This window comes from Metabacillus halosaccharovorans, from assembly GCF_002019635.1.
Lineage (GTDB): Bacteria > Bacillota > Bacilli > Bacillales > Bacillaceae > Metabacillus > Metabacillus halosaccharovorans.
The window spans coordinates 2,780,143-2,795,026 of sequence record NZ_KV917371.1 but is presented as its reverse complement, the minus strand read 5'-3'; the positions used below and the strand labels follow the sequence as shown (position 1 = coordinate 2,795,026).

Here is a 14,884-nt window from a genome sequence, read left to right as displayed (position 1 = left end):
CCATTTCATCAGGAAAAATGCTAGTAAAAATAACTTTCTACTAGTTTCTCAGCAGTACGAACAGCTAACGCCTGTGTTGTAAGAGTTGGATTTGCTCCACCCAAACCATTAAAGTGGACACTGTTATCAGCAATATATAGCCGCTTTACTTGCAGTGATTCACAATTCTCATCAACAACAAAACCTATTCTCATCGTGCCCTCTATATGAATCATCATGCCAGGCGGCCAATTTGACCATATTATTTTTTTTGCCCCTGCTTTACGTAAAAGGTCAACAGCTAATTTCATCAACTCACTGCGTTTTTTAACAGATTTGTAAGTAGGAGAATACTTCACGATCGGAACAGGCCCATTTTCATCACTAATCTGAGGATTTACAGTTACTCCGTTCCGCTGATCCACATCATCATCTGTTGATACTAAAATACTTAAGGATCTAGGATAGGCGTCCATCCATTCACTTAACTCACACCCGAACGGACTTCCCTTCACATCCCATGGATCACCAGGTTTAGGAGGATGTAAGAAGGAATATCCAGATTCACTTATTCCATAAAAAGAAGCCGTTAAACCAGGACTCATCCCCACTGACTGCAATGCACCCAAACCTGGATAATCCAACCTTGCTCCACATGTATTTCCAACAAACGGATTAATTTCTGTATTTCCAATGATTGAAAGTAAATCTTTTCCATTAAAAATCCCCGTTACCCAGTCCATATAATGATTGACTAACCCTCTCCCTACCCATGTATTTTTCGGTAATCCTGAATTCATCCAAAGACGCGGACTTTCAATACTTCCGGAAGCCATTACGATGATTTTTGCTCTTACTACTTCCTCTTCTCCTGTCCATGTATTCCTTATTTTTACACCATTCGCTCTAAGCCCAGTGGCACCATCTTTTTCAGAAAGGATCTTAACAGCAAATGCATTAGGACGTATTCTAACGTTTCCTGTTTTTAAAGCTAGTGGGATATAGCTTACATTTGTTGATCGTTTTGCGATTTTTTCTACTGATGGTCCGTTCGAACAGCCATTGATGCAGTGGCCTGCAAGTGTACAACCCTCCATCCATGATAGTTGTTCGTTTGAAATGATAGGATTTTTAATATTTTCGTTGGGAGGTAAAATGGCATTTGGCTGCGGTCTATATCCCGGGACTGTCACATCAAGTGTCGGGATCATTGGCAATCCGAGCTTTTTGGCTCCATAATAAAATAATTCCTCTTTGGCAGTTACAGGTGCAAAATTTACTGGTAATGTAGCTTCTACATTTTCATAGTAGGGAATAAGTTCACGATAGGATAGAGGCCATTTATCATCAACTGCAATTGGATAGGCACGGGGACAATTGGCTGTATAGACTTGGGTCGTTCCTCCAACACCAGCACATTGCCAAACCATCCCCTTCTGGCTCGCACTCCGAAACCACTGGGCACGCATACGGTCAGCCGGACCCCAACGATATCTTCCAGTAACCAAATCATTCATGTTCATTTCGTTATTATCTATTAATTGTTTATACAACACTACATCCAAATCAGCAGGTGTAGAGCTATATGTATCTCCAGGTGCTCCATTTGGATTTGGCCATCTTTTGTTCCCGTACCAAGGTCCCGCTTCCAGGACTAGTACGTTTAATCCTTTTTCTCCAAGCTCTTTTGCAACAACAGCTCCCCCTCCACCTGCTCCAATGACAATCACATCCTGATAGTCCATTACTTTTTCTCCTTTTCATGTGTGATATAGGCTAAGAAGCCTCGAAAGTCACGGTACGCATAAGCTGGACCTGGATATTTGGACATGATCCATCCAGGTGGAAAATATTCTAGCCTTCTCTGATTTGGAGGACATTGACTGGTTGTTCCGTACCCGGTCCATTCTGAATAAAATCCAAACATTGTCAGTTGATTTAATACAGCAGTCATTTGGCGAATGAGATCAGGATTATTCTGATAAGGAGGTTTTATATAGTTAGTATTTATTTCAAGTTTGTCAATGAGAGTAAGTGCCCTTAAGCGGTCGATCTTTGATAACATGGAGAACGATCCGCCATAAGGGAATCTCATAATATTTACGGGGTATACATTTTGACAGGTATTAATCAATTGATCTGCCCCATGATCCAACAGTTCAGCAGTAGACAAAGCCATTGATTGCACATTTATTTTCAATTTTACAGGATAAGATATTGAATGATTCAATATCCAAATCACATATCTATAGACCTTGAATTCCAATGCTCCCGGATGAAAAACAACTCTAAATGTATCTGTCAAGCATGGAGTTGGTGGAATAATAGCCTGTACTAGAGCCTGGAAGGTGGATTTTATATAACAATTAATTCTTCTCTCACTTTCTTCAATGTCCATTCTCCACCCCTTTTCAAAAATTCCTTCCCCATCTTAGATATTATTTATGATTTTGATTTCTATGTCAGGAAGTTTTAAGTTGCGACAGGTACTTTGACCCACAAAGGAGACAGCGCTTTCAATAACACTATTCATATTTTACTAGTATAATATTCTTTATAATTAAAATTCCTCATATTTTATAAATATTCAGTTTTTTGACAAAATAAGTCGATAAAATATATTATATTAGTAGAACAAAGGAGGTTGTAAGATGTCAGACTTAAATAAACAGAAAATTGTGGAAAGTGTTCCTCAAAAAGGATTTTTTGGACATCCTAAGGGACTATTCACTCTTTTCTTTACAGAGTTCTGGGAGCGTTTCTCTTATTATGGAATGAGAGCTATTCTCGTTTTCTATATGTACTATGAAGTATCAAAAGGCGGATTAGGTCTTGAAGAAAGCACCGCTTTAGCAATCATGTCTATTTATGGATCCCTTGTTTATATGTCGGGAATTATTGGCGGATGGCTCGCTGACCGGATATTTGGAACATCAAAAGCCATTTTTTATGGTGGAATCTTCATTATGCTAGGTCATATCGCCTTAGCGATACCTGGAAGCTTATCTATGTTCTTCATTTCTATGGTCCTCATAGTAATAGGAACAGGCTTATTAAAACCAAATGTTTCAAGTGTTGTTGGTGATATATACAGTGAGACTGATAATCGCCGTGATGCCGGTTTTAGTATCTTTTATATGGGTATTAACTTTGGTGGTTTCTTAGCTCCACTAATTGTTGGAGAAGTCGGAATGAAGCATGACTTCCACTTAGGTTTTGGTATAGCGGCAATCGGTATGTTTTTCGGATTACTAGTGTTTGTTTTTACTAAGAAGAAAAACCTTGGCTTAGCTGGTACGGTTGTTCCAAACCCATTATCACCAACTGAAAAGAAAAAAGTCTTTGCCACAATAGGAATAAGTGCTGTTATATTAGCAGCAATCATTGCAATTACTATCTCAATGGGTATTCTTACTATTGATACATTTGTTGCTCTTATTGGTATTTTAGGAATTTTAATCCCAACGATTTATTTTATTGTTATGTACCGCAGTCCAAAAACAACAGCAACTGAGCGTTCAAGAATTATCGCATATATTCCGTTATTTATTGCAGCTGTTATGTTCTGGGCGATTCAGGAACAAGGATCCACAATCCTTGCTCATTATGCAGATAAACGTACAGATTTAGAGTTTTTAGGATTTACGATTTCACCTGCTTGGTTTCAATCATTAAATCCATTATTTATTATCATCTTAGCACCGGTTTTTGCTGGTCTTTGGGTGAAACTTGGGGACCGTCAGCCAACAGTTCCTAAAAAATTCTCACTTGGGTTATTGTTTGCCGGTTTATCCTTTATTGTCATTCTTGTACCAGGTGCTTTAACTGGAGAAGGTGAATTAGTTAGCCCCTTATGGCTTGTTCTAAGTTATTTCATTGTCGTACTTGGTGAACTATGCTTATCACCTGTAGGACTCTCAGCTACGACAAAATTAGCGCCAAATGCCTTTTCAGCTCAAACGATGAGCTTGTGGTTCCTATCAAGTGCAGCTGCCCAAGCTATTAATGCTCAAATTGTAGGCTTCTATACACCTGAAACGGAGAACCTTTACTTTGGTACGATTGGAGGAGTAGCAATCATCCTTGCTATTATCCTATTCCTGCTTTCACCAAAAATTCAGGTGTTTATGAAGGGCGTTCGATAAGGTTTTAACACAAAAGGTGCAGTTCAACAGAACTGCACCTTTGTTTTTTATTCAACATTCAGGCTTGCTTTTTACGTGTTTTTGGTTTGTGATATAAACCGAGTTCTTTCTTTTCTTTTGTTAATGAACGATACAGAGAAATCATCATTAATACAATAATAATTGAAAACGGGAATGCTGCAGCAATTAATGAATTTTGTAGAGCTTGTAAACCACCGCTATATAAAAGAATTAATGCTACAGTTGACTGTGCAACTCCCCATGTTAGTTTTACTGAATTTGGTGGTGTAAGAGAACCATACGTTGTTTGCATTCCCAACACAAATGTTGCTGAGTCGGCAGATGTAATAAAAAATGTACAAACAAGTGTTATTGCCACGATGGAAAGAAGTGTTGCCCATGGCATTTCACTAAATATCGCAAATAATACTTCCTCTGTAGCAAAACTCGTTAAATCAATATTTCCTGCATTCTGAACTTCAATCGCTGAAGTACCAAAAACAGCAAACCAGATAAAACTTACGAGTGCCGGCAGTAATAAAACACCAATAATAAATTCTCGAATGGTTCTACCTCTTGAAACACGGGCAATAAAGATTCCAACGAACGGCGACCATGAAATCCACCATGCCCAATAGAATATGGTCCACCCGTTAATCCAAGAGCGATGTTCCTCATTAAGTGGAGCGATTCGGAAACTCATCTGTACAATATTTTGGATATATCCCCCTAATGTATCAGTGAACATATTTAAGATAAGAATTGTAGGACCAGCAATAAACATTAGAACAAATAAGGCAATTGCTAAGAACATGTTTGCATTACTTAAATATTTGATTCCTTTCCCCAAACCAGACCAAGCTGAAATCATAAAAAGGACTGTAACAACCACAACGATAATTAATTGAACAGTGAAATTAATTGGCACTCCCCACAGTAATGATAAACCGCCATTAATTTGCGCTGCACCAAATCCTAACGTTGTCGCAACCCCAACTACAGTGGCGAAGACTGCAAGAACGTCGATAACAGTTCCTAAAGGACCTTCCACTCTTTTTCCTAACACAGGTTTTAATGTTGCTGAAATAAGACCTGGCTCACCTTTACGGAATTGAAAGTAAGCTAACGAAAGGGCTACAATTGCATAAATTGCCCAAGCATGGATTCCCCAGTGAAAGAAGGTATATCTCATCGCCTCTTTATGAGCAGTAGCTGTTCCACCCTCTGCTAACGGCGGATCCATAAAGTGGGAAAGAGGTTCTGCAGCTCCCCAGAATACAAGACCAATCCCCATTCCTGCACTAAATAACATAGCAAACCAAGAGCCTTTCGAGAATTCAGGCTTTTCATCAGGCTTACCCAGTTTAATGGCTCCAACTGGACTGAAAATAAGAAAAACACAAAACACAACAATAATTGTAACCAATATTAAATAATACCAACCAAAAGCTGATGTCAGAAAAGCCTGCAGATTCCCGGTAGCTTCTTCAAAACTTTCTGGTGCTGAAACACCAAATATTACAGCTGCAAGAACAATTGCAACAGTGATCCAAAACACGTTTGATACTTTTTTCATCGAATGTTCCTTTCTTTCATAATCTTTTTCTTTAGAAAAACTTCTTTATTATTACTATTCCCTTAATCACGACAACATTTCCATCAGGAGATGATTTCTTAATCACCACTGATTTCCAGGGTGTTAGCCTATGTACTTAATAAAACATTATAGATTACCGGACCAAAAAAATGTTGACAAAAAAGATTTACCTATACTACCTTAACATAAATTGAAGCCTATTTCCGCTCATAGGCATATTCTATGTTTTCTTGTGTTCACATCATTCATTTACGTCACAAAAAAGAGCCAATCCATAATGGATTAAGCTCCTTTAGCTTTTAAACGGTCATCTTCCAGTTTGTTAGTGACAACCAGGTTTCTTTTTCCTTATAGTCAGGCATTATTTTTCCAACCAGGCGCCAGAAGGAACGATCGTGGTTTAAGTGGACCATGTGACACATCTCATGAACTACTACATAGTCAATTACCTCCCGTGGCGCCATTGCAAGTCTCCAATTAAATGTTAATTGAAGTTTTGAGTCACAGGTTCCCCATGTTGTTTTACTGTCTGTAATACGAATAGAACGTGGTTTTGTTTTGAAGTTACTTTGATAAAAAGAGACACTCTTTTCTACTAATACCTTACACTGCTGGTAGTAAAATCGTTTTAAAGCTTGTCTATATGTATCATCATCAAGCTGTTTTACATAGACATACAGCCTTTCTTCTTCAAACACAACATGATCTTGGGTTATCTTTACATCATGAATGATATTTATTGGATAGGTTTCTCCTAAATAAAGAAAGCTCTCACCATTCTCATATACCTTTATCTGAGGCCCCTTCATCCTTTCGCTCTTTTCTTTTACTTTTTGCTGAATTAGATCCCAATTTTCCTCTAATGTACGGAGTATTCTTTCATCAGGTGTCTTTTTCGGAGCCTGCACTTCAATTTTTCCAAAGCTATCGATTGAAATACCTATAGATTTCCGATTTTTGTATTTTATCTCAACATGTATTGTTTCACCTAAGTATGTATGTATCATGTCATCACCTGTATTAACAATTAGTTTTTTGTCTTTTTTAAATAACCTGTCACTTTAAAAGCAACAGGTACGTTAGTGAATAGTATACACAGTATACATCGCCTATGGAACAGGTGGATATTCCAAGATATAAACTATATCAAAATATGTTCTTTAAAAAGCAACTGTATGGTTCTCCATATCAGAATCCTGTAACTGTTGTTTTGCAAGCTTTTGGTATAATTCATGATGTTTAACTAATTGTTGATGTGTGCCAATACCCGTAATATTTCCACCATCCAAAACAACAATTTGATCCGCGTCTACAACAGTTGATAACCGATGTGCTATGACAAGTGTTGTTCTCCCCTTCATTAAATGCTGAAGTGCTTTTTGAACAAGAAGCTCTGATGCGCTATCCAAATTAGATGTTGCTTCATCTAATAATAAAATTTTCGGATCACGTATTAATGCTCTGGCAATCGCAATTCGTTGCCGTTGTCCACCTGATAGCTTGATTCCCCGCTCACCGACCTCTGTATCAAATCCTTGTGGAAGCCGGGAAATAAATTCTAATGCATTTGCGAGTTCGGCCGCTGCTTCAATTTCCTTTTCTGAAACATTTCTTTCCATACCATACATAATATTATCGCGAATTGTCCCTGACATGAGCGGGCTTTCCTGAGATACATAACTAAATTGACTACGCCATGACTTCAAATTAAATTGCTTAATATTTGTATCTCCAAGTAAGATTTCACCTGTATTTGGTACATAAAATCTTTCCAGTAAAGCAAATAATGTCGTTTTTCCACTGCCACTCGGACCGACAAATGCTGTTGTTTTTCCAGTGGGAATGGATAATGTCATTTGCTTCAGTATAGAGCCACCTTGTTTATAGCTGAAGGAAACATCTTTGAAATGAATATCTTGAGAGGGGTTCTGGACCACTAGGTTATCTTCACTTGTTTCTTTGTCAAGCGACAAGATGAGTTGAATTCGTTCCGCACCTCCCATCGCCTTCTGAAATGCTGTAAAAAAACCAGCCATCTGACTAAAGGGAACAACAATTTGAAACACGTAAATAATAATGGCTACAAGAGAACCTGCCGATAAAGCTCCAGATGCTACGCGAACACCCCCATACCCAATTAATAAGACAAGTACGACCATCATAGTAAATGACATTAAAGGAGAAATAACCGCAAGTATTCGTGTCTCCTTTAATCCATATTTAAATAAATGGTCTATTCTTTCATCTCCTTTTGCTTGTTCTGTTTTCTCTGCATGAAATGCTTTTACAAGCCGGATATCGGACAAAACCCTCCCTAAATTTGCAGAAAAACCTGCCATTTCATCTTGAGTTAGCTTTGAAACTTTATACATTTTTTGTCCCAACGGCATGATAATTGTGATGGATATTGGTACAGCGATGAGCATAATCAATGTCATTTTCCAATCAATAATAAGGAGAATAATAATCGAGCCAATGATGGTAATTAATCCGGATATAAACGTAATTAAGTGCTGTGTAATGAGCGTTTTGATCGTGTTCGTATCCTGGGTAATCCTGCTCATCGTATCACCCGACTCATGTTGATCAAAATAAGGGATGGGGGAATGAAGAACATGCTTCCAGAGTCTTTTTCTTATTGAAGCTACGATTGATTCCCCTATATAGGTCATAAAATAATAGGATAGGCCTGATGAGACAGTTTGCAAAATAAATGCAAAAAGTAATAAAAAAATAACGGACAATTCTAGAGTAGATTGGGAAAGCTGATCAACCAATGACTTTGTAAACAGAGGAACAATTAGTCCTGCTCCTGTCTCAAGCAAACTTAGAATAGCAGCCACACAAAAAATTTTTACAGGCGGCTTGGAATTTTTAATTAAAGACCAAAAAGCTCGAATATGAACTGCTTTAGGAATACTCTTTTGTTCCATCTCCATTGTTTAGATTCACACCTTTCCTTTTTAAATAAGCATTTAATGCACTCGCTATCCAATCCTCCTCTTCGCTAGAGAAAGGAGAATGGAAAAGCCATGTATCATCCTCTACTTCTTTATCAGCAATTTCTTGAACAAAAGCAAGGTCATCTCCCGTTAAATCTTTTACAAGAGCCATCATCTCACCAATGAGTTCTTGAACACGATCATCTTCCGGAGCAAGGTCACTTAGTTTTTTTAATTCAGTTGATATTTCGACCCACTTCTTTTCCAGTTCCAATTGCTTGCTCTCAGGAACATCGTAAATTACTTCAACAAGCTCTTCGTCTATATATCCTTTTAACCATTCCTTTTGCTCATGTTCCATTTGAATAGTATTAATAAGTGTAATAAAAACAGAAGGGACTATTTCCTTACGATCTTCTAAAACATGAAGAGCACGATCCAATGCCTTTATCACATTTTCAATATGTTCTTTCTTTTTGATCATTTCTTTTCTTTGAAAGGAAAGAGTGTCCTTTAAGTCCCATGTTTCTTTTTGGAAAAACTCCTTAATTTGTTCCAATGAATATCCTAAAAATTTTAATGTCAGGATTCTTTGTAAACTAACGAAATCATGATTTGTATAAAAGCGTCTTCCCTTTTCTGTTACATAAGAAGGCTTTAGTAGACCTAGTTCATCATAATAGTGTAAAGTTCTGATCGTTGTAGCTGTTTTCTTGGAAAACTCGCCAATTGAGTATCTCTCTGTCACGAATGATCCCTCCATTTAAGATTCTATACTTATCATAAAACCTTACGTAACGTGAGAAGCAAGTGGAAATGTAATATTTTGAAAAGAATTTTATTTAACAAAATGATGTGAGGACCATCGAAGGCTACATGAAATGAAAAATGGAACACAAGTTAACTTTTTAAAAAGACCACTTCCATAATGGAGTGGCCTAAGTAATCCAGAGTCTATATCAACACAATTAAAAATTTTATTGCCTATTTAATTTCACTTTTTGAAATTGAACGGAAGCGTGGGTGTTCAGCAAGAATTGATTCCCTCATTTGTAATACGACGGGATTTTTCGAGTAAAAAAACTGATCTTTTGAATCATAAAGTTCAATTAACTCTCCTTTTTCTAAAACACCCAATCGATCTGAGATTGTAAAAGCTGCCTTGATATCATGGGTAATAAATAAATAAGATAATCCAAAATCTTCTTTTAGTTCTTTTAACAATTCTAAGATTAAGCTTTGTGTAACCATATCCAGGCTACTAACTGATTCGTCCAGGACGATTAACTTTGGCTTAAGAGCGATTGCTCTGGCAATATTAATCCTTTGTAATTGACCACCGCTAAATTGATGTGGGTATTTTTTCATATCCCTTTCACTTAGGCCAACTCTTTCCATTAACTCTCCAACTCTTCTCTTTCGCTCTCCTATGGTCAGCTTTTCATAGTTCTCTAACGGCTCGCTTATTATTCGTTCAGCTGTCATCCGGGGATTAACTGAGGAATAGGAATCTTGAAAAACAACTTGAAGATCTCGACGTAGTTTTTGACGAGTAAGCTTATCCATCTTATAAATATCATGCCCTTGAAACAACACCTGACCTTGCTCTGGACGTTGCATGCCAAGTATTACTTTTCCTAAAGTACTTTTCCCCGCACCACTTGTACCAAGTAATCCTAAACATGATCCTTCTTCAATAGAAAAGGAAATATCAACAAGCGCTTTTTTTGATGCTTCTCTCCATTTAAAAAACCTGTTAGAATGATAGCTATGATTTATTTGCTTTACATCTAATAAGCTCATTGTTATCCCTCCTTGAATTCGTAATCACACCATATAGGTATAAGGATGTTTTTGTAAGTATAAGGTCGGCCTTGTTCTTAACAGCTTTTTTGTATATTCATGCTGTGGGTTATCAAATAATTCAATCACATTGGCACTCTCTACTATTCTTCCATGTTTCATTACAATTACATCATCTGCCATTTCAGAAATAACTCCAAGGTCATGAGAAATGAGTAAAATAGATGTTCCATATTCAGATCGAATTTTATCTAATAGCCGAAGGACGATTAATTGGTTATGAGGATCGAGTGCTGTAGTCGGCTCATCAGCAATAATAAGAGAAGGATGTAAGCACGCAGCCATAGCAATCATCACTCTTTGGAGCATCCCACCACTCAATTGGAAAGGATAACTTTTTAATAATCTATCAGGATCAGGCAAATTGACTCGCTTCATCACATCAATAACAAGCTCCTTAGCCTGTTTTTTCTTTAATGAGGTGTGAGTTTGAATCGTTTCAACAAACTGTTGGCCAATTGTAAAAACGGGAGTAAAAGAATTCATCGGATTTTGCATAATAAAGGCAATATCCTTCCCTCGTATTTTTTGCATTTCTTTATTACCTAATCCATTCAATTCCTTACCTTGTAGTGTAATACTTCCTTCGATATTCATGTTTTTTCTATCGTGCAACTGTAAAATTGACATGCTAGTAACAGTTTTTCCACTACCACTTTCCCCAACAAGACCAAGAATATGTCCTCTTTTCATTTCGAAATTTATATCTTGAACAAGTGTTACTACACCATCCGCGGTTCTTACTTTTACATGTAAGTCTTTTACATGTAGAATATCTGAATTATTTATCTCCATTATTCAACAATCCTTTTTACTGACGACGTTTAATTCCAAATCGTTCTGATAGGGCTTCTCCTAATAAATTAAAGGTAACGACCACTAACAAGATCATTAAGCCCGGATAAATCATTAAGGTAGGATTCGTTCTTATATATGACTTCCCTTCATGAATCATTGCCCCCCACTCCGGTGTAGGTGGTTGCACACCTAACCCCAGAAATGACAGAGAAGATAAATCCATAATAGCCCATCCCATTTCCAATGTTCCCATTACAGCTATCGGTGGAAGTACATTTGGAATAATATGTTTCTTCATAATCGTCCATTGAGAAGAACCACTTATTTTGGCTGCAGCAATATAATTTTGTTCTTTAAGGCTTAAGACAATTCCTCGAATTACCCTTGCATAATAGACCCATTGGACGAGAATTAATGCTAATACCACTTGTTTAAGACCCGCTCCCCAAATACCGACTAACCCAAGTACTAGCAAAAGACTTGGAAATGCCATCACACCATCGCCCAACCTCATCAATAACTGGTCCACCCAACCACCTTTGAACCCAGCATTGATCCCAACGACTAAACCGATACTTAATGAGGAAATAAATATCAATGTAGCAAATCCAAGCGAAATCCGAGCTCCGTATAAAATACGGGATAACGTACATCGACCTAAGTGATCTGTTCCTAAAGGGTAATTCAAAGAAGGCGGCTGAAGTTTATGAGCTAAATTAACAGCGATGGGATCATTAGGTGCAAGCCAGGGAGCAAAGAGTGTGATAAAAAATAACACAAGCATGATAAGAGAACAAATAACAATCGTTTTTTTACTTTTTAAATTATCCCGTAACTTCGCAATCATTAGTGTTGCCTTCCTTTTCTCGAAATACGTGGGTCAATATACATTTGGATAATATCTACAACCAAATTACTTATTAAGAATAACCCGGCTGCCAATAGCACATAGCATTGAATAACAGGAACATCACGATTAAATGTAGCCTCAATGAAATAACGGCCAAATCCCGGCCAGGAAAAGACTGCCTCTACAATAATTGCTCCAGTCATTAGTTTACCTATATTCATTCCAAGTCCTGTAATCATAGGAGAAATGGCCATTCTTAACACATGCTTTCCCATTATTACTCTTTCATGAATTCCTCTCGTCCGTGCAAAAAGCACATATGGTTCTTGTAAGTTTTCAAGAACACTTGCACGTAACAGCCGGGTATATAAAGCAATTAAAGGTAATGCCAACGTGATGGAAGGTAAAATCAAATGTTTCCATGTTCCAATCCCTTCAACTGGAAAAAGATCAAGCTTTACAGAAAAGAAAAAAATCAATAAATATCCAAGCCAAAAAGAAGGGATGGAAGCCCCTAAAAATGAGAGGAATCGACTGAAATGGTCGATTCCACTGTTCTTTTTGATACCCGCTAAAAATCCAAGAGGAACACTAACTAAGATCGCGATAATGATGCTGCCTATAGTTAATTGAATGGTCGCTGGTATTCGAGAAGAAACCTCTTCCCATACGGGTTTATTTGATACAAAAGAGGTTCCAAAATCAAGTTGGCTAATCTTTACAATGGAGTTCATATATTGAACTAGAAGAGGCCGATCTAAGCCAAACTCATGTCTTTTTTGGGCAAGTATTTCTTCTGTTGGTTGGATATGCGCAGCAGTTAAGTATGCTTCAGCGGGATCCACCGGTGATAAGTGAATCATACCAAATGTTAATAAAGTAGCTAAAAGGAATATAGGAATGATTGTTATAATTCTTTTCAGGATATAAGTGCCCATAATAAATCTCCTAACGCTTACTTCTCAATACTAATACCTGTGAATGGATGTTCATCTCGATTAGCAGGGAATGTGAAATTAGAAACATTCTTTTGATAGATTGCTACTTGTTTAATATAAGAGATTGGTACGATTGCCCCTTGTTCTTGTAGTGAACCCAATATTTCTGTGTAAAGGATTTGACGCTCATTTTCATCGGTGGTTTGTTGAACTTCAGCTATTTGGGTCAGTAACTCCTCTTTATTCGGATAAGCCGAAATAGATTCCCTAAATCCAAACCCCTCTGTTGCAACGATATTTACAAAAGTATGTGGATCATATGGAGCGCCATAATTGCTAAAGAAATTCATATCAAACTCATTCGCTTTAAATCTTTCTACTTGAGTCGTGAGCTCTACTCCGGCAATATTTAATTTTACACCTATCCCCGCCCACTCAGATTGTAAAGTTTCTGCCATTGTTTTTTGAATTGATTCAGCCGAGTTATACATTAATTCAATTTCAAGTGGTTGCCCATCTTTTTCACGAATATCTTTTCCTTTAGGTAACTTCCAGCCTGCTTCATCTAATAATTGTTTCGCTTTTTCACTATCGTAATTAACCGTGGTTGCCCTGACATTTGAAGTGTAAGGGAAGTTAGTAGGTAAAATATAGTCAGCCTTCTCTTCTAATCCAGATGTCACTCCCTCGACCATTGCCTCTTTATTAAACCCATAATGTAATGCTTGACGAACACGTATATCAGATAGTTGTTCCTTATTCGTATTCATAACTAATTGTCTAGTAGCAATTGGTTCAGAAATACTAGTTTCATAGGAACCTGTAGATTCTAGTTGTTTAAAGGAATCTAAACTGATTACACCCTCACCATATACAAGATCTAACTCGCCTTTTTCAAAAGCAAGTACGCGTGTTTCAGCATCTGGAATGACTTTTACTTTGATCTTCTCTTCGCTTGGTAGTTCACCCCAATAATTTTCATTACGTTTAAAAATAGCATATTCATCTACTTTATATTCATCCAATACCCATGGTCCTGTTCCGACCGGTGTTGTTATTCCCTTAGATGTGTCTCCATCTTCAGGGAAACCTGCTTCTCCTAGAAATCGAACTGGCCGAACAACAGCTAACTCCTGAATAGTAGGATAATAAGATTCTGTTAATGTTAATTTAAATGTATACTCATCTACTACCTCTGTTTGAGCAACCTTCGGAATAAATCCTAACCAACTGTGTAAATCTATATTATTTAAAATAGCATCAAAGTTCTTCTTCACAACTTGAGCATTAAAAACTGTGCCATCAGAAAACTTCACATTTTGACGCAAGTTAAAAATATATTCTCTTCCATCATCAGAAATTTCCCACGATTCAGCCAAATGAGGCTTTAACTCACCATCTTCCTGATAACTAACTAATGGTTCAAATACCATAGATTGAGCAAATAATTGAGATGGATTATAAAGGTGTGGATTTAAATCACCGCTATCTCTAGGCCAAGCAAAAGTAAGCATATTTTCACTTTCACTTGAAGAATCTCCCGAATTATTTATTGATTCGCTTGAACATCCTAGTAAAGATAGGGATAGAATAAACACTATTACAAAGGTAAATAAAGGTTGTTTTTTATTTAATATGTTTGACATTTAACTTGCTCCTTTAATTGATAATGAGAACTATTGTCAATATAAAGTTTAAACATGTTAATGTCAATATTATTTCAAATTATTCATTAAATTCACCAAACTATATTTAATAACCATAAATCACCA

12 protein-coding genes are annotated in these 14,884 nt (G+C 37.0%); 1 reads left to right on the top strand and 11 read right to left on the bottom strand.

Annotated features, from left to right (window positions below; translation table 11 throughout):
- Positions 1-20: 20 nt before the first annotated feature.
- On the bottom strand, positions 21-1,724 hold the full coding sequence (locus BK577_RS13495) for a GMC family oxidoreductase N-terminal domain-containing protein (protein ID WP_078433261.1): 1,704 nt from the start codon (positions 1,722-1,724) through the stop codon (positions 21-23).
- Positions 1,724-2,377 carry a hypothetical protein gene (locus BK577_RS13490; protein WP_078433260.1) on the bottom strand — a complete coding sequence of 218 codons (654 nt, stop codon included), beginning with the start codon at positions 2,375-2,377 and terminating at the stop codon, positions 1,724-1,726. Before BK577_RS13490 ends, BK577_RS13495 begins: the two co-directional genes overlap by 1 nt.
- A 253-nt stretch (positions 2,378-2,630) precedes the next feature.
- Between BK577_RS13490 and BK577_RS13485 the strand changes: the two genes are divergently transcribed.
- Positions 2,631-4,124 (top strand): peptide MFS transporter, encoded by a 1,494-nt coding sequence (locus BK577_RS13485; protein WP_078433259.1) that lies wholly within the window; start codon positions 2,631-2,633, stop codon positions 4,122-4,124.
- 58 nt (positions 4,125-4,182) lie between these two features.
- Here the strand turns inward: BK577_RS13485 and BK577_RS13480 are convergent, their stop codons facing one another.
- The 9 genes from BK577_RS13480 to nikA all read right to left on the bottom strand — a co-directional run bounded on the left by BK577_RS13480 (position 4,183) and on the right by nikA (position 14,758).
- On the bottom strand, positions 4,183-5,700 hold the full coding sequence (locus tag BK577_RS13480) for a glycine betaine uptake BCCT transporter (RefSeq protein WP_078433258.1): 1,518 nt from the start codon (positions 5,698-5,700) through the stop codon (positions 4,183-4,185).
- 320 nt (positions 5,701-6,020) lie between these two features.
- On the bottom strand, positions 6,021-6,728 hold the full coding sequence (locus BK577_RS13475) for a M48 family metallopeptidase (protein WP_078433257.1): 708 nt from the start codon (positions 6,726-6,728) through the stop codon (positions 6,021-6,023).
- Positions 6,729-6,881: 153 nt separating this feature from the next.
- On the bottom strand, positions 6,882-8,654 hold the full coding sequence (locus BK577_RS13470; protein WP_078433575.1) for an ABC transporter ATP-binding protein: 1,773 nt from the start codon (positions 8,652-8,654) through the stop codon (positions 6,882-6,884).
- Positions 8,632-9,411: a MerR family transcriptional regulator gene (locus tag BK577_RS13465; RefSeq protein WP_169908238.1), complete on the bottom strand. Its 780-nt coding sequence runs from the start codon at positions 9,409-9,411 to the stop codon at positions 8,632-8,634. The genes BK577_RS13470 and BK577_RS13465 overlap by 23 nt, the downstream gene beginning before the upstream one ends.
- 236 nt (positions 9,412-9,647) lie before the next feature.
- Positions 9,648-10,466, bottom strand: coding sequence for a nickel import ATP-binding protein NikE (gene nikE, locus BK577_RS13460; RefSeq protein WP_078433255.1), 819 nt, complete (start codon positions 10,464-10,466; stop codon positions 9,648-9,650).
- Positions 10,467-10,490: 24 nt separating this feature from the next.
- Positions 10,491-11,321, bottom strand: coding sequence for a nickel import ATP-binding protein NikD (gene nikD, locus BK577_RS13455; RefSeq protein WP_026562235.1), 831 nt, complete (start codon positions 11,319-11,321; stop codon positions 10,491-10,493).
- A gap of 16 nt (positions 11,322-11,337) precedes the next feature.
- Positions 11,338-12,171: a nickel ABC transporter permease subunit NikC gene (gene nikC / locus BK577_RS13450; RefSeq protein ID WP_078433254.1), complete on the bottom strand. Its 834-nt coding sequence runs from the start codon at positions 12,169-12,171 to the stop codon at positions 11,338-11,340.
- Positions 12,171-13,112 (bottom strand): nickel ABC transporter permease subunit NikB, encoded by a 942-nt coding sequence (gene nikB / locus BK577_RS13445; protein ID WP_078433253.1) that lies wholly within the window; start codon positions 13,110-13,112, stop codon positions 12,171-12,173. The genes nikC and nikB overlap by 1 nt, the downstream gene beginning before the upstream one ends.
- Positions 13,113-13,129: 17 nt before the next feature.
- Positions 13,130-14,758: a nickel ABC transporter substrate-binding protein gene (nikA, locus tag BK577_RS13440; protein ID WP_078433252.1), complete on the bottom strand. Its 1,629-nt coding sequence runs from the start codon at positions 14,756-14,758 to the stop codon at positions 13,130-13,132.
- Positions 14,759-14,884: the final 126 nt, after the last annotated feature.